The sequence below is a fragment of the Sporosarcina obsidiansis genome, from assembly GCF_009651005.1.
GTDB lineage: Bacteria > Bacillota > Bacilli > Bacillales_A > Planococcaceae > Sporosarcina > Sporosarcina obsidiansis.
Map to the genome: position 1 here is coordinate 85,029 of NZ_WHVW01000011.1, position 17,161 is coordinate 102,189.

14 protein-coding genes and 5 tRNA genes are annotated in these 17,161 nt (G+C 41.3%); 4 read left to right on the top strand and 15 right to left on the bottom strand.

The features are described 5' to 3' along the window. Nucleotides 1-152 precede the first annotated feature (152 nt). The 3 genes from GD002_RS10620 to GD002_RS10630 all read left to right on the top strand — a co-directional run bounded on the left by GD002_RS10620 (nucleotide 153) and on the right by GD002_RS10630 (nucleotide 4,467). A complete protein-coding gene (locus GD002_RS10620; RefSeq protein WP_153732337.1) occupies nucleotides 153-593 on the top strand; it encodes a YtoQ family protein in 441 nt (146 codons plus the stop codon). 131 nt (nucleotides 594-724) lie between these two features. Further along, nucleotides 725-1,540, top strand: a complete 816-nt coding sequence (gene pstB, locus GD002_RS10625; RefSeq protein WP_153732338.1) for a phosphate ABC transporter ATP-binding protein PstB — start codon at nucleotides 725-727, stop codon at nucleotides 1,538-1,540. A gap of 95 nt (nucleotides 1,541-1,635) precedes the next feature. Then, on the top strand, nucleotides 1,636-4,467 hold the full coding sequence (locus tag GD002_RS10630) for an ATP-binding protein (RefSeq protein ID WP_153732339.1): 2,832 nt from the start codon (nucleotides 1,636-1,638) through the stop codon (nucleotides 4,465-4,467). 52 nt (nucleotides 4,468-4,519) lie between these two features. On the opposite strand, the gene GD002_RS10635 is transcribed toward GD002_RS10630, so the two are convergent. From GD002_RS10635 to GD002_RS10700, 14 genes are all read right to left on the bottom strand, one after another. Continuing rightward, nucleotides 4,520-4,885, bottom strand: coding sequence for a response regulator transcription factor (locus tag GD002_RS10635; RefSeq protein WP_153732340.1), 366 nt, complete (start codon nucleotides 4,883-4,885; stop codon nucleotides 4,520-4,522). A 12-nt stretch (nucleotides 4,886-4,897) separates the two neighbouring features. Continuing rightward, nucleotides 4,898-6,517 (bottom strand): diguanylate cyclase, encoded by a 1,620-nt coding sequence (locus GD002_RS10640; protein ID WP_153732341.1) that lies wholly within the window; start codon nucleotides 6,515-6,517, stop codon nucleotides 4,898-4,900. Between the two features lie 131 nt (nucleotides 6,518-6,648). After that, nucleotides 6,649-7,998 (bottom strand): phosphoglucosamine mutase, encoded by a 1,350-nt coding sequence (gene glmM / locus GD002_RS10645; RefSeq protein ID WP_153732342.1) that lies wholly within the window; start codon nucleotides 7,996-7,998, stop codon nucleotides 6,649-6,651. A gap of 97 nt (nucleotides 7,999-8,095) precedes the next feature. Further along, entirely contained in the window at nucleotides 8,096-9,439 is a 1,344-nt protein-coding gene (locus GD002_RS10650; RefSeq protein ID WP_153732343.1) for a CdaR family protein, read from the bottom strand. Then, nucleotides 9,432-10,268, bottom strand: coding sequence for a diadenylate cyclase CdaA (cdaA, locus tag GD002_RS10655; protein WP_153732344.1), 837 nt, complete (start codon nucleotides 10,266-10,268; stop codon nucleotides 9,432-9,434). The genes GD002_RS10650 and cdaA overlap by 8 nt, the downstream gene beginning before the upstream one ends. Before the next feature lie 158 nt (nucleotides 10,269-10,426). Next, nucleotides 10,427-11,062, bottom strand: a complete 636-nt coding sequence (locus GD002_RS10660) for a zf-HC2 domain-containing protein (protein ID WP_153732345.1) — start codon at nucleotides 11,060-11,062, stop codon at nucleotides 10,427-10,429. A 12-nt stretch (nucleotides 11,063-11,074) separates the two neighbouring features. Then, complete coding sequence (gene sigW / locus GD002_RS10665; RefSeq protein WP_153732346.1) at nucleotides 11,075-11,638, bottom strand: RNA polymerase sigma factor SigW; 564 nt, start codon at nucleotides 11,636-11,638, stop codon at nucleotides 11,075-11,077. Nucleotides 11,639-11,837: 199 nt separating this feature from the next. Beyond that, nucleotides 11,838-12,743 carry an arginase gene (gene rocF, locus GD002_RS10670; protein ID WP_153732347.1) on the bottom strand — a complete coding sequence of 302 codons (906 nt, stop codon included), beginning with the start codon at nucleotides 12,741-12,743 and terminating at the stop codon, nucleotides 11,838-11,840. Nucleotides 12,744-12,760: 17 nt separating this feature from the next. Continuing rightward, nucleotides 12,761-14,881 carry an EAL domain-containing protein gene (locus GD002_RS10675; protein ID WP_153732348.1) on the bottom strand — a complete coding sequence of 707 codons (2,121 nt, stop codon included), beginning with the start codon at nucleotides 14,879-14,881 and terminating at the stop codon, nucleotides 12,761-12,763. A gap of 197 nt (nucleotides 14,882-15,078) precedes the next feature. Beyond that, a tRNA-Gln gene (locus GD002_RS10680) sits at nucleotides 15,079-15,153 on the bottom strand. 45 nt (nucleotides 15,154-15,198) lie between these two features. Beyond that, a tRNA-Tyr gene (locus tag GD002_RS10685) sits at nucleotides 15,199-15,283 on the bottom strand. A gap of 211 nt (nucleotides 15,284-15,494) precedes the next feature. Further along, nucleotides 15,495-15,569: transfer RNA gene (locus tag GD002_RS10690), tRNA-Glu, on the bottom strand. Nucleotides 15,570-15,584: 15 nt separating this feature from the next. Continuing rightward, a tRNA-Thr gene (locus tag GD002_RS10695) sits at nucleotides 15,585-15,660 on the bottom strand. 7 nt (nucleotides 15,661-15,667) lie between these two features. Next, nucleotides 15,668-15,742 (bottom strand) — tRNA-Asn (locus GD002_RS10700). A gap of 177 nt (nucleotides 15,743-15,919) precedes the next feature. On the opposite strand from GD002_RS10700, the gene GD002_RS10705 reads away from it, so the two are divergent. After that, nucleotides 15,920-16,585 (top strand): polysaccharide deacetylase family protein, encoded by a 666-nt coding sequence (locus tag GD002_RS10705; protein WP_153732349.1) that lies wholly within the window; start codon nucleotides 15,920-15,922, stop codon nucleotides 16,583-16,585. A 141-nt stretch (nucleotides 16,586-16,726) separates the two neighbouring features. Here GD002_RS10705 and GD002_RS10710 read toward each other — a convergent pair. Further along, nucleotides 16,727-17,161 (bottom strand): transposase (locus GD002_RS10710; RefSeq protein ID WP_194841560.1); only part of this gene is annotated, 435 nt, incomplete at its 5' end.

The window sequence follows — 17,161 nt, forward strand, 5'->3', positions numbered from 1 at the left end:
ACCCGACTTTCGATCGGTCTGCTAAGTATTGGTGCGGTCCACCGACCGTAATGCGCGTGTACGACAGACTTTTACTCGACCCCTTATGTACATCAAATGAAGAAAGTTTAATTGCATGATACAATAAGACTATCAAACTAGGAGGGGATTCTATGCGATTAACAGTATACCTAGCTGGGGAGATTCACACATCTTGGAGAGAAGAAGTTAAACAACAGGCTGAAAAATTACAGTTGCCCGTCGACTTTGTCGGACCAATGGAAAATCATGATCGATCGGACAACATTGGGGAAGAAATTCTGGGCGAACAACCGAATGCGATTTTCAAAGATGCTGCGGCTTCCAGTCTCAACAACTTACGGACTGAAATTCTCATGAAAAAGTCAGATGTCGTTATCGCTCTATTTGGTGAGCAGTACAAACAATGGAATACAGCAATGGATGCGAGTGCTGCTGTAGCTTCTGGAAAACCACTTATTCTAATTCGACAGGAAAACCATCATCACCCATTAAAAGAACTATCACGCAAAGCACATGTAACGGTTGAATCGGTCGATCAGGCTGTACGCGCATTACAATATATTTTCGAATAAAAACAGAGGGAAGCAACCATTTTCGGTTGCTTCCTTTTCATAGTATTTACAAACTCTTAACATCCTCTTCACATTCACTCAACACACCTCCTGTAAAGTAAAGATAACGAACAAATGGAGGTTTTCAACGTATGGTACTAAAAGAGAGAACAACTGAGCCGAAACTTCGAGTGATGAATAATACAAACTGGAATAAACCTGTGTATCAAGCAGATCAATTAAATCTATGGTATGGAACATCGCATGCGCTAAAAAACTTGGACATGACGATTCATGAAAAAGAAGTGACGGCGATTATCGGACCATCCGGCTGCGGGAAATCATCATTCCTTAAAACTCTAAATCGAATGGTGGAACTGCAAGCAGAGGTTCATATTTCAGGCACACTGACATTTTTGGACGAAACGATTTTCTCCCCAACTCTACCTGTTGAACTGTTGCGCACGAAGGTCGGTATGATTTTCCAAAAACCAAATCCTTTCCCGAAATCGATATTTGAAAACGTCGCGTTCGGCTTAAAAATTCAAGGCATCCGACAAAAGGACTTAATCGAACATGTCGTGGAAGATAGCTTACGTAAAGCAGCTTTATGGGAGGAAGTGAAAGATCGACTGCATAAACCTGCCATGAGCCTATCGGGCGGGCAGCAACAACGCCTCTGTATCGCTCGCGCATTAGCTATATCTCCAGAAGTATTGCTTATGGATGAACCGACTTCAGCTCTCGATCCGATTTCTACTCATAAAGTCGAGGAACTGATTACGCAACTAAAGCAAGAAGTGACAATCGTTATTGTGACTCATAATATGCAACAGGCTTCCCGCATTTCTGACCAGACCGCATTTTTCTTAAATGGAGAGATGATTGAAATGGCACCGACACCGATGATTTTCGAGCGTCCATCCGATCCTTTAACAGACGATTATATTAATGGTCGCTTTGGCTAATTAACTATACATCTCCGCTGGAAATTCCATCTGCCCTTCTTCTATTCCAGGTGATAGAATAGAAGTATAGAAGCAGTCAGGAAAGGGGCAGCCGGATGTCGCGTAAAAAAGGGATTCGCCAGCAATATATTAATGTATTTATCGTTTCATTGTTAATCGCTGTACTGGGCATGGGCAGTATGTATCTATATGCAAAAAATTCTTGGTCACAATTGGAGATAGAACAGCAAGAAACCTTTGAAAAAGCGCAAGTAGTGGAACACCTCTCCACTTCTGTTCAAAATTTATTTTTTCGAATCCGGGGTTATTACGCATTTCAAATAGAGGATGAATTAAACGGTGCTTATCAAGCCATCCAAGATATCCATTCCTATTCGCGGCAGTTTAAGTCCCTTCCACTCAATGCTGAAGAGCAAAAAATCATTTCAGAAATCGATAGCTTTCTAGAAAATTATGAAAGTGTCACGTTACCGAAAGCAATTCAGTTTGTGCAGGAGAACGATTACGAAGGACTACGCGAACTGGCAAAAGGCGGGACAAATTTATCGATAAATCGCTTCATTGAATATGCGAATGATTACAATCTCAACGTGAAAGAAAGACTTTCCCAATCATATGAACAAACTAAAAAACAAACCAATCAGTTCTTTTTACTGATTACTCTGCTGGGCTTCGCTTTTCTACTCATTCCAATTTATATGGTTTGGAATGTGATGAATCGGGTGGTCCGTCCTGTTGAGAATATCACCTACGCAGCCGATCAGTACGAAACAGAAGGCAAGATTCTTTTCCAGCCTATTACGAAAGAAGATGAAATAGGTGCTTTATCCCAAGCGATTCATAAGATGATGCAGAGAATTCAAACGAGCGAACAAGAATTACTTGCTCAAAATGAAGAACTCCTTACCCAACAGGATGAGCTATTCAATCGTCAGACGAAAATGGAGTACGCCTTATCGGAAGCACGCTTTGCCCGTGTTCGTTTGGAACGCTATAACGGTTTGAGTCATTTACTCTCATTTTCATTGGATAAACAGGAGGTCTGCGATCAAACCTCAGATTATCTACATACGATCTATCAATCGGACCTGGGCTTCCTATGGCTTCCGAAAAGCAATATCCATTCTCTCAAAGGAATGTCTGAACAGTTCTTTGAGGATGTGAAACAGGACAGATTAGAATACATGAAGCTTCGCTTAGAAACTGAACCTTACTTTGTAATCAAACGCGAGGCTGGATATGAGAAAGGGATAGCAGAAAACACGACTTTCGTTTATGATTTTGTGACAGGTGTCTATAATGCAGCGAATGAGTTAAGTGTTGTCTCCATTCTATCTCGAATTGGAAAGCCTTTCACAGAAGACGATCAGGAAGATTTATATGCTTTGATCAAACGGATTGCGATTGCGGTGGATCGCATAGAGCAATATGAGCTCATTAGTCATGAACGACAGTTAAATCAGAACATCTTGGATAATATCAATGAAGGGATTCGTTTTGTCTCCAGTACAAATGAAGAGGATAAATACAATGCCGCGTTGTTTGAACTTCTGGATATGGAGCCTGAAACGGAGCATAAGGATTGGCCTAGAGACCAATGGACAGAACATTTCCTTGGGAAGATAGATAATCCAGAACAATATCAAGTATTTTTGGAACATGCACTCGACCCGAATAGCAGAGAAATCAGACACAATTCGTATGTAATGTCCATTCCATTGAAGCCTTCTCGTGTTATGAATGTCTATAGTGTGCCAATCATCATCCAAGGAGAGAATGTAGGCACAATCTTTGTACATCGGGATATTACGCACGAACATGAAGTGGACCAGATGAAGACCGAATTGGTATCGACCGTCAGTCATGAACTGCGAACGCCACTTTCCAGTATTCTTGGTTTTTCCGAACTGTTGCTGAATAAAGACATGGATGATACACGTAAAAAGCGTTATTTAGAAACTATACACAATGAGGCCAATCGTTTGACTGCACTCATCAATGATTTTCTAGACATTCAACGTATGGAGTCAGGTCGCCAAACGTATGCGTTGGAAGATGTATCTTTAGTTAATTTAGCGAAGCAAACTGTAGAAAATCTTGCTATCCAATCTCCGCTCCACGACATAAAGATTAAAGATGTAACTTGCTCCTCTACTGTCGTGGCAGATCATGATCGGATGCTTCAAGTTTTCACGAACATTCTAGGCAATGCAGTAAAATTTTCTCCTGACGGTGGGATAGTAAATGTATCACTTTGGAATCAACTGGACTCCATTATCGTTTCGATAGCAGATCAAGGAATTGGGATTCCGCAGGAAGATATTGGTCATCTATTTGAGAAATTTTACAGATTCGATAATAGTTTTAGCAGAAAAATTGGCGGTACAGGTTTAGGCTTATCCATTTGTCAGGAAATTATCAAAGATCATAATGGACGAATTTGGATAGACGCAGAAAAGAATGTCGGCACTACGGTATTCTTCTCTCTTCCTCTTAAACAACAATTGCCAATGGAGCCGATCAATTTCGATAAACCACTTGTTGTCGTAATTGAAGATGATGTGAATATTGCCACGTTAGTAGGAGAAAAACTGACTGACAGCGGTTTTTCCGTGGTCCATCATTCTACGATCAACCAAGCATTTACTTGCATACAAAACATGCGGCCAGCCGCTGTCGTAGTAGATTTGAAGCTCGGCGACAATGAAAATGGTTGGAATCTAGTCAGACAAATGAAAGAAACGAAAGAAACCGTTTCTATTCCGATCATTATCTCCTCCTCCTTGGAAAAGGAGCCGCAGTTACTAAAAGAGTTTAATATCGATCATTATTTAACGAAACCCTATCCGCTTCATGATTTATCGTCAACGATTATGCAGAATATTCATCGCTCGGATGGAAGAATTTTATATCCTGAGAATAAATAAAAGAACGTCCATTCCATGAGCGGAGTGGACGTTCCTTTCTGATTTCACTTATCTAGACTATCGATTTTAGCAACTCTACCAATTCATTTGGACTGAAAGGTTTAGGAATGAAATGTGCTGCTCCTTTTTCCTTAGCAGCCTGCTGATCCGCCTGCTGTGCTTTTGCAGTTAGCATAACAACTGGAGTGCTCAATTGCATCACTTGCACTCTTTCTAACACTTCTAGTCCAGTCATGTGCGGCATCATATAATCCAATAGAATAACATCATATGCATTCTCTTGGATCTTCTGCAATCCTTCCAAGCCATCTTCCGCCTCATCCACTTGAAACCCTTCAAATTCCAATGTATCGGTCAGTAGCATCCGCAATATTTCCTCATCATCTACGACTAGTACTTTCTTTCCTGTATACGTCAAATTTGGGTCCCCCTATTCCCTCTTATCAAATAAACGATTAGCCAACTTATCAATACGCCCCAGTACTTCAGAAGGCTGAAACGGTTTAATGATATAGTCATCTGCTCCAAGCCATAATGCCGCTTTAATATCGTTTGCACTCTTTCTCGCCGTCATCATAGAAACTGTCACATTCGTTTTGGCATGATCGCTTTTCAAACGACTCAGCACTTCTAGACCGTCCATTTTAGGCATTACGCCATCCAGTAGCACAATGAAATAATCATCCGGTGTATACCAATCATCCTCTAGGAACGCAGGCCCGTCAGAATATGTCTTCACCGTAATCTCAATATCAGGAGATTTTAGTTCCAGTAAGGTTTGCTGAAGTATTTGACGAATAAACGAATCGTCATCCACAATGATGACCATCAGCTTCCGTTTGACAACGAGCTTTCTCTGATCATAAACGACTGTCCGATTCCTACCCGTACGTTTAGCCTCATACAAAGCTTGGTCCGCAGCAGAAATAACAGCATCGACATGATCTTGATAGACCGCGCTCCCTGCTGAAAACGTTACCTTAAATTCCTTTTCTCCTGATGAGAAGGTGAGTTTATTGAATTTCTTTCTTATTCGTTCCACTATATTTACAGTCTCTTCGGCTTGTAAGTTTACAAATAAGAATGCAAACTCTTCCCCGCCATAGCGGAAAACATAATCGCCATCTCGTTTTTCTTCCTTGATAATTTCTCCAAATTTCCTTAATACTTCATCACCTGCAGGATGTCCATATAAATCATTAACCTGTTTGAAATGATCTAAATCCACCATTACTAGTGAAAAGACGATACCTGTACGATCGGAGTTCTTTGCCAAATTATTAATGACTTCATCAAAATAACGCCGGTTCCCAACACCCGTCAGACTATCCGTAATAATACTGCTACTGATTGCCTGCTGACGTTGCTGCCGATTAAACAAATAAGGGAAAAAGATATCCATATCAAACGGTTTAGCAATGAAGTCCATTGCACCCCTACGATAACTCTCAATCTGGATTTCTTTCGTAGCCTGTTCACTTGAAATAGCAAGAGTCGTATTCTTTTGTCTAGCAGTTTCTGCAATTTGATCTAGAACTTCAAAACCCGACATGTCAGGCAACTTACTATCTACGATGACAATGCTCGGTCGCATAGAGTAAAATTGTTCAATTCCCCGTTTTCCATTTAAGGAAATAATCACTTGTGCGCCCAATTTCTCAAGCAGTTCTTTTAAATAAGAGACAAATTCCAAGTCGTCGTCAATAATCAGAATAAATGTTTCCTGATCTAAACGGTTTACGTAGCGGTCTGGTAATTGGAATTCTTCCTTTTTAACGGCAACGGAATCATCAAAATACAGACGAATACGATTCTTCAAGTTTTCCAATGATGAAACTGGGATTTTCTGATCATTGGATGAGGATAGGATTTCTAACTGAGAAGCACAAAAAAGAGATAATTGATGTAATCCAATCGTTCCGGATGTTCCTTTAAGTTTATGCAAAAAATAGTATAATTCACGTTCTGTTAAGCTACCTCGTATTTCCCATTCCTTAAAGATTTTCTCTGTTCGCTGTGCCAGCATATCCTGGTATTTTTTTTGGCTCATTCTCTTTCCCCTCCGTTCATCGGAAGCATTTCCCCAACGATCTCTAATTCAAAACTCTCATTGTTCTACTTTGGGTATGAAAATAAAGCTGGAAACGCATTTCTTGTGTTTCCAGCTCTTGTAGCATTCACTTATTCTAAACCCATTTCTTCTTTTACCACTTGTGAAATCCGTTCAGTATAGTCCACACATTGCGCTTCGGTTGCCGCTTCCACCATCACGCGGACAAGTGGCTCGGTGCCAGAGGGACGAACGAGAACACGTCCTTGACCAGCCATTTCCTGCTCAACTTCCTGGATTATACTAACTACTCGTATATTTTCCATAACGGCATGTTTATCGACTACTCTAATATTTACTAACTTTTGAGGATATACTTTCATCTCACTAGCTAAATCTGATAATTTCCTGCCTGTTTGCTGCATGATGTTGACCAACTGCAATGCTGTCAGCAAACCGTCTCCCGTTGTATTATAATCCATGAATACGATGTGGCCAGATTGTTCTCCACCTAGATTATATTGACTTTTCCGCATTTCTTCCACTACATATCTATCGCCAACAGCTGTTTGGACACTTTTCATGCCGAAGTCTTCCAACGCTTTATAAAACCCGAGGTTACTCATCACGGTAGAGACAATCGTGTCCGCTTTCAAACGACCTTTGCTATGTAAATATCGTCCCACAATAAACATAATTTGGTCACCGTCGACAATATTCCCCTTTTCATCTACGGCAATTAGGCGATCCCCATCTCCGTCAAAAGCCAAACCGATATCCGCGTTCTTTTCGATGACCAATTCGGCAAGTGTCTCGGGATGTGTAGAACCGACTCCATCATTAATATTCAGACCGTTCGGCGAGGCACCAATTGTCGTTAAGTCGGCATCCAAATCGGCAAATACATGTGTCGCTAATGCAGAAGTTGCGCCATGTGCACAATCTAACGCGACATGAATTCCTTCAAAATCTTCATCCACTATTTGCTTTAAGTATTGAATATACTTTTGTCCACCTTCAAAATATTCCGTAATCGTACCTACCTGTCCCCCAACCGGGCGTGGCAGAGTATCTTCTGTTTCATTCAATAGCTTTTCGAATTCAGCCTCTTGCTCATCCGTTAGCTTAAAACCATCTTCGCCAAAAAACTTAATACCATTATCCTCAACTGGATTGTGAGAAGCGGAAATCATAACCCCCGCTTGTGCATTCATCACACGCGTTAAATAGGCGACTCCTGGTGTACTAATGACACCAAGTCTCATGACTTCTACCCCGACAGACAATAATCCTGCAATCAAAGCATTTTCAAGCATAGAACCAGAAATCCTTGTATCACGACCCACCAGCACTTCTGCTTTTCCTTCCACTTCTCTGGTGAATAAATATCCACCAATCCTACCTAGTTTAAACGCGAGTTCTGGTGTCAGCTCGGTATTGGCAATACCACGGACGCCATCTGTACCAAAATACTGTGTCATATTAATTCTTCCTTTCGATCATATCCTATTGGATCATTAGTACTACAATTGATCAATTACTATCACTCTTAACGGAGGCGACTACTTATGAATTCCGTTACGCTTTTGACTTTGTTTCGATAAGTTGCACATCGATCGTGGCATTACGAACCGCCAGCTTCCATGAGATTTCTTTCGGTACCTCTACAAGCAAAGGCACCGTTAATTCACCTTCTGTATTCACTTGGGACGCATCTATATAGATCGCTATATCAGTTTGTTTCATCTGTTCAATATCAGATTTATTCCCTGTTACCTGTAATGAGACCATTCCGTTTAACGGCTGCTTTATCGAAGCCGTATATATAGAATCTAACCCTCTTATAGAAATAGGGATGTCCGTAAACTGCTGGGTTACTTGTGGAATTGGAACTGGTTTCGTATTCTCTATGTCAGGTTCTTCTGTTCCTCCCGTTACCGGTTCTAGCTGTTCTGTTGATTCTGCATTCTCATCAGGTTTTAATGATTCTCCGGCAACCTTAACTTGTACTTTCACTTTGTTCGGTGTGACCTTACTTATATTGTCGGGCTTTTTAATATCTACATCTATCTTTCCTGATTTGTTGACTTTTGAAAGGTCGACCTCTACCGGAATTTCTGTAATAGCATCCACTGCATTTTTCGTTCCATACACACGAACTACCTTATCTTCCATCGTGACACTTTCGACCGTGATATCGTCAGCAGGTTTTCCTTTACGTATCAGCTTCATCGGCACATCACGACTATATTCCCCAATATCTACTTTGACAGTGACTTCTTCAGGATCTAATGAAACGGATAACTTATTCAAATCACGGTCAAGCACACGAACTCGGGCTTTTTGTTCAAATGATTTATTCAGATCATTATCTCCTGTAACCGAAACTTTCACAAAACTGATAGCTTCCACAATGCTTTTGGCACCTGTTACGTTGATTGAAGCAGGCTGTACTTCTATGTTTTTCAATTCATAGCCTTCTGCCAACAGTTTGGTGTTCATTTCAGGATCTATTCGGAACGACTGAGTGACTTTCTCTTCAATATTGACATGAACGGTAGCGGGTTCAAGACGTACATCCAATTTATCAGACAGATTTTCTGCCTGAATCCGTACGGTATGCTCTCCTAATGTTAAGTGTTGCAAATCTAACTTTAGTGTAAAGTCTTTCAAAACTTTCGTTGTCTGCACAATATTGGCCGGCCCTTCAATTGTCATATTAACCTTCTCCGGAACACCAGTCACGACCAGGTTTTCCGTGTCATAATACACCTCAACTGGTACATCTTGAATAAGGGCGAATATATCATTTGCAGTATTTCGGCTCGATTGATCTTCGGATTTTACTGAGAAAAACAGCGTGACAGCTAAGAACAGAGCAATCAAACGCAGAAACCAGGGGCTATCCATGAATTTATCCATTTTTTCTCTTCCCCCACTTCCATAAAGAAGTCTCTGCTTGACCGGTTGTATCCCCAAACCATGACATCCGCAGTAACTTTTCAAATTCCTCCATATCCAAGTTACGATTTATATCTCCGCCCACTGTTAAACTGACGGCTCCTGTTTCTTCTGATACGATAATGGTTACAGCATCTGTCACTTCACTGATTCCAAGTGCAGCCCGGTGACGTGTGCCAAGCTCCTTTGAAATGAATGGACTTTCGGATAATGGCAAGTAACAAGCCGCAGCAGCAATACGATTTTTGGTCACAATGACTGCTCCGTCATGCAACGGAGTGTTTGGTATAAAAATATTAATGAGCAATTCGGATGTAATATGCGAATTCATCGGGATTCCTGTTTCAATATACTCGCTAAGACCCGTTTCTTTCTCAATCGTGATCAATGCACCGATCCGCCGCTTCGCCATATAACTTACCGACTTGCTGAAGGCGCTGACCAGACGATCGCGCTCTTCTTCTTCCTGCATTGCAGTGCGTGCAAACAGCCGGCCTCTCCCTAATTGTTCAAGGGCTCGGCGCAGTTCTGGCTGGAATATGATAATGGCAGCTAAGAAACCCCAGCGGAGAACTTCTTCCATCATCCACTGAACCGTTTTTAAGCCTAGCCATTCGGTAACATAACGTCCGATCACGATAACGAAAATCCCTTTCAGTAGTTGAACGGCTTTTGTTCCTTTAATAATGGTAATTAATTTATAGAGTACAAACCAAACTAGAAGCACATCCACAATATTTTTCAGAATTTCCATTGGTGCTAATGTTGTTACTTGCTCCAAACCCGGCATGTGCTTCCCCTACCTTTTAAAAAGTTCTTATTCATCTAGTATAGCATAATTCCCAGCTAAAATGCCTCACTAAAGAAGGTTCTGCTATTCACCGGATAACCAAAAAAGTGATGCAGAAGTATGATCTTTTGCATCACTTTGATATATGGAAGATGAAATTACTCAGTTTCTTGCTTTTCGTCTTTTGGGGAGGGGATAATCTCTTTCGCTATCGACTTGATCTTATACCAAAGCCAATCGAAGGCTTCATTAATTTCTTCACTGGACCCTGTAATAACAGCGGTAGAGGCCATATACTTCGATCCGCGGATGACCGTAACATTACCATCAACTTCTCCCTCAATACGCAGATCGCCATTTTTGACAACAAGATCCCCTTTTACTGTTTCTCCGGCAGGCACAACCACCGTTTCTCCTTCTACAATGACGTTCGGCTGTTTAGTAAATGAAAATTGCTGTTCATTTTCAAAACTTGAGAAAAAAGACGCGCTCATAAGGATTAGGAACAGCGCAGCTGCTGCCATTATCGGATGCTGGCGCAACCACTTTTTAGGACCTTTTTGCACTTTAGATTGTGGTAATCTTCCCATAACACCACTAACAAATCCTGGGGGTGCTTGGATTGTACTCATATTTTCAAATAGCACAGACGTCTTTTCTAGTTCTTCTAGCAATACCCGACACTCTTCACACACTTTTACATGTTGTGTTAAGATTTTTTCTTCTTCTTCGCCAATTTCACCATCTAAAAACGCATGTATATAATGGACAACATGTTTAGGACATTTTTCCATGAATCTAACCTCCTACATACTCCCCATTTGTTGCCGAAGCGCTTCTCGGCCTCGATGAACTCGCGTCTTCACGGTTCCTAAAGGCATTTCTAAAATGTCAGCGATTTCCTGCAACTGTAGGTCTTCCATATATCGTAAAATGATGATCGTACGGTATTTATCGGGCAGCCTGCTCACTTCATATTGAACACGATCTTTCGTTTCCATCTTTTCCACTTCTTCTTCAGGTAATTCTTTATCCGATGCAATTTGTGAATACATATCCAAGCCTTCCGTTCCTGGCACCTCGGCATCCAAATAGTAATCCGGTTTTTTCTTCCGAATTCGATCAATGCATAAGTTGGTGGCAATGCGATAAAGCCAGGTGGAAAATTTACGCTTTTGATCATATGTCTCCAAGTTCACATATGCTCGTACAAAGGCTTCTTGAGCTATGTCTTCTGCTTCTGCTGCATTGTTTAGCATACGGTAGCAAACCTGATACAAGCGATTCTGAAAATGAATGACAATTTCCTCAAAAGCTTCTTGATTGCCATTCAGCACTTCTTTAACTCGTTTCGTTATTAATTCATCCAATAGGCTTCACCCTCCGCTCTATGCGGCTGTCCCTTTATATACGATAGAAACTCAATTTGGTTTCACTTATTCTTCAATTTGTGATGTCCTCTTCTACTTTATCATTTTTTCTAGTACAAGTGATAGAAAATTCATGCAAAAAAGCGACAGTGCCATTTGGCTTCCGTCACTTTTCTACTTAATCAGGATGCGTCTATAGTTACAGCAGTTTTTCTCCAAAGAATGACCCCATCAAGCCGACTGCCACGTCAGCAGTTTTATTACGTTCATCTAACACAGGATTGACTTCTACAAATTCAGCCGATGTAACAATTTTCGCATCTTCTAACAACTCCATTGCCAAATGGCTCTCCCTGTAGGTGATTCCTCCGGGAACTGGAGTCCCGACGCCTGGTGTATAAAGAGGATCCAATCCATCTAAATCCAAAGACAAGTGTACACCGTCTACTTGGCGCGATGCAAAGTACTCGAGCGTCTCATGTATGACAGCAGACATGCCATATCTATCGATTTCATGCATAGTGAATACTTTTACACCTTGTTCCTTAATCAATTTTCTTTCACCTGGATCCAATGCACGGGCTCCGATGATGACCACATTACGGGGGTCAATTTTCGCCCCATCACGGTGTACATTAACCAGGTTTTTATGTCCAAGACCCATGCTAACAGCGAGAGGCATCCCATGAATATTACCGGATGGTGAAGTATCACTCGTATTCATATCTGCATGGGCATCATACCATATAATCCCCAAGTTTTTGTAATGGTCTGATAATCCAGCAAGTGTACCGATCGCGATACTATGATCACCACCTAACACCAAAGGAAACTTACTATCCGCAACGATTTTCGAAACAGCCTTCGCCAGCTCTTCAGTTACCGCTGTGACTTCTTCTAGATTCTTAAGTCCCGCGTCCGAAAACGGTTTTTCACGCACAGGCGATACCGCTATGTTGCCTTCATCTGTAACATGGTGTCCTAATGCCCGCAACCGTTCAACAGCACCAGCATAACGAATTGCACTTGGTCCCATATCCACACCACGCCGACTCTGTCCGAGATCTATCGGAACTCCAATCATCGATATATCTAGACTACGCATAGCATTCCCTCCTTAGGCTATTTTTTATTATCACAAGAAGAACCCTTAGAGTTCGTCTGTTTAGCTTCGAATAAAGTTGTCGGACGACCAAAGTAATACCCTTGTCCTTCTCGGCACCCTAGTTGGTACAGCATATCCGCTTGCTCTTTCAACTCAATACCTTCTGCTACTACATTTAACCCCGCTGTATCAGCAAGGGTCACAATCGCCTTAACAATCGCCTGACTATTTTCATTCTCCAAAATATCTCGCACGAACGCCATATCGATCTTCAATGTATCGGCTGGCAATTCCTTAATATAGCTGAATGTACTATACCCTGTTCCAAAATCATCGATAGCTACCGTAATACCTGCTCCGCGAAGTTTTTGAATCGACTCTTTCATTCCTTCCATATCCATGAACGAACTCTCCGTCAATTCCAATTCTAGCATGTCAGCAGGAATCTTGAATTCTTTCATAATATTAAATACTGTATCGACAAAACCATCCTCTTTCATCTGAACAGTTGAGACATTGACAGCAAATTTACAGAAAGCACCGTCCTTGATTTCTTCTGCTGCCTGTTTGCAAACCTCCCGTAAAATCCACTCACCCAGCGAGACAATAATTTTCGTTTCTTCTGCAAGAGGAATAAATTTCATTGGCGGAATAATGCCCAAATCCGGATGATTCCAGCGAACCAGAACTTCCACCCCTGTTAGTTCGCCTGTACCTAAAAACACTTTGGGCTGATATTCCAAATAAAAATGCTGTTGTTGCACACTTTTACGCATTTCGTTTTCCAATAGAATTCGTTCCAACGTCATTTTAGAGGTACCGTGCTCATACATCTCACTGTCTCCGCCACCACGCATCTTTACTTTTCCCAAGGCAAGTGTAGCTTTTGTCACCAGTTCAGATGGTTGATTGGCATGTTCTGGATACATCGAAATACCACAACTGATAGATAATGTATAAGATTGCTGTCCAACCTGAATAGGCTGTTCTAAATATGTCCGTATTTCTTCGGCATAGTTGTATATATCACTCTCGTTTGTCAGACCCGTAATGATAAAAGCAAATTCGTCCCCAGCAATCCGCGCTAGCAAACTTTCAGGTCCAGTCTTCTGTTTTAGACGTTCGCCGACCATCGCCAACAAGTAATCTCCTGCTTCATGTCCTAATAGATCGTTGGCGTAGCGCAAGCGATCTATATTAATATGAACAAGCGCAAACACTTGCTTCCTTGTCCGTGCCCTCTCAAAAGCCAATGCCAGTTGCTCGCGAAATGAGTTGCGATTCATTAAAGAGGTAAGTTGATCATTATAAACAAGATGTCTGATCTTCTCTTCAGATTTTACTCGTTCCGTTACATCTCGCATGACAACTAATATCTGATCCTCATAATCTACGGAACCTTGCACTTCATTCAGTTTCGCTTCCATGATATGCATGCCGCCCCTAACATCTAACAAGGAATACTCCAAACTAATTGCATTCCGATGAATGCCTCTAAATTGCGTAATTTTTCTTTCCACTTTTTGACGATCTTTCTTATATATAAGGGTGAATAACGTATCAGAATACAAGCTATCTAACGAGTGACCAAGTAACTTTCCGAAAGAAGGTGACACATATTGAAATCTACCTTGACGATCAATAATCGCAATAAAATCTGAAGCATTTGTTGTAATAATTTCATAGAGTTCTGCGTTCTTTCTTATTTCTTCCTCCATCAGCTTTCTAGCAGTAATATTATAACGGATTGATATATACTGGTATGGTTTGCCGTTTTCATTCAAAAAAGGAACAATCGTTGTATCTACCCAATAATAAGAGCCATCTTTTGCACGATTACAAATATCTCCGCGCCAGGTCTTACCGCTTCCTATAGTAGCCCACATCTCTTTAAAAAAAGACACCTCATGGTAACCAGAATTTACAATACGCTGATTGGCACCGATTAGCTCTTCAATAGGATATTTGGAAAGCTTTTCAAAATGTTCATTTGCATATTGAATCGTACCGCGAGGATCGGTAATAGAAACGATAGCTGCTTGTTCCAGAGTGTAAGCGATATCACTTAGGATTTTCTGCAATCCTTTTTCACTATTCGCATTAGCAAATCTCTCCATGCCATTAAGAAATTCTTTCATATCTATATCACAATCCCTATGTTTATATAATTTCTATTCATTCTACAAGATAAAATACCTATAAGTATTCTTAATTATTATACATGATAAATTGTAATTTTCTCTATGATTAACCAATTTAAATCACAAAAAAACCCTTCATTATATTAAATAATAAGGATTCGACACATTTAGTATAAACTTGTGAATAAGCAAAATGGCTGGGGTAGCTGGATTCGAACCAACGAATGACGGAGTCAAAGTCCGTTGCCTTACCGCTTGGCTATACCCCAAAGGATAGCTGGTAACGTAATTAAAATGTGTAAGAAAAACAAACATGGTGGTGGGGGACGGATTCGAACCGCCGAACCCGGAGGGAGCGGATTTACAGTCCGCCGCGTTTAGCCACTTCGCTACCCCACCGTGTTAAAATTTCGATAAGCTTCGCATTGCTGCGTCAGCCGCACTCGCTCAATCAGTCACGTACTAAGGTACGCTCCTTCTTTCTCTCAATTGCTTCCTTGCACTACTTGCTTCAGGCCTACAGGATGTAGGTCATGCATCTGTTACCGCACGATGCGGTGAATTTAGGATGCATTCATTTGCGATAAGCTTCGCATTGCTTCAATAAAAATGGTGACCCCTACGGGATTCGAACCCGTGTTACCGCCGTGAAAGGGCGGTGTCTTAACCGCTTGACCAAGGGGCCATATAAACGTTCTCATGGAGCTTCCAGCCGGGCTCGAACCGGCGACCTCTTCCTTACCATGGAAGCACTCTACCTGCTGAGCTATGGAAGCATAAAAATGGCTCCGCAGGTAGGACTCGAACCTACGACCGATCGGTTAACAGCCGATTGCTCTACCACTGAGCTACTGCGGAATAATAAAATTGTTAGTTTATATCTCTAACGACAAAAATCATTATAGCATGTCTGAAAAGTAAATACAACAAGTTTTTTTATTATCTTCAAGACTTTTTCATTATATAGCGCGGTGGTCATATACGTCAAGTCTTTTTCATACAATAGCATATACTTATAATAATAAGGAGATCTGTATGTTCAAAAAAATCATACTCCTTTCCATTCTATGCTTATTGTTTATTCTGTGGCTTCCTCAATTGGCCAAACCTTCCCCTTCTTTAACGACTGTTTTTCGTCTAACAGAAAATCCAACGGTCATTGTAAGAGGTGCACAAGGATCTGCATTAACAATTAATATTTCATTTGGTGAATCAGAGGTGGAAGAACTTCTAGAACAGTTAACAAAACCGTATCCTTTGCTGTTCGTGGATGCGGCATGGGCAGCCCGTTTTCCAGACCTCGTAGAGAAAATGAAAAAACGTTCCCTTCCTGTTGCATTGCTCGGTCAGGAAGGTGAAAGATATGAGACGGATCCTAAACTGTTTATGCAACAGTTGAATCAGTTTGAGGAAATTTTTGAAACACGCCCATTATGGTTCCGTACAGTAGACGAGCAATTTCCTCAATCACTACTTCAAAAAGTAAACGCGGCTGAAATAAATGCACTTGGGGCAACCGTTCATTGGAAAGGCGGATCCTTGCCAAAATCATTAGGGGGTGAAATTATTGCCGTCCCCCATCATCGAGAAGAGAGAGCCAGTTTAAAAGATATACAACGTTTGATGACAAGCAGACCTTTTCAACCCGTAGAAGATCTTCTATTTCAACCCACTATTAAAACTAAAAAAATTCCACAATGAAAAACCGACAGGAGAGAGTCTCCTGTCGGTTTCAGACTGTAGACAAAAGGGTTGGAAATCGTAACGATTTCCAACCCTTTTGTCATTTCGGTACTAAAATCAGAGAAATAGTTCCGATTTCGGCTCGGATACTCCTCTGGTTTACGCCATGATTGGCGTTTCCCATGTCCAATTGGCCAACTTCTTCAAATTCATGGCAGCAAAAGTTAGCATCGCCTGCATGGACAATTTTTTCAACCCTCGCTGGGTGGTCCATCGCATGCCATGCTTTTCTTTGGCATCGGCAAATACACGCTCGATCGTTTCTTTGCGCTTGCCGTAGATTTCTTTGATTTCTTGATGATGCCTCAAATCTTCCGCTACATCCAAGTGGTCTTGCCAGATGTGTCGCAGAATCATCTTCTGATGATTCTGACTGTGTGTACACTGGTCGATGACCGGACAGGCTTCACAGATGGCAGGTTCAGAGGCATACTGTCGATATCCTTCTTTCGTGGTGGTGCGGTAGTTCAAGATCTGCCCTTCCGGACAGAGATAGCAATCATGGTATTCATCATAGACGTACTCACTTTTCTT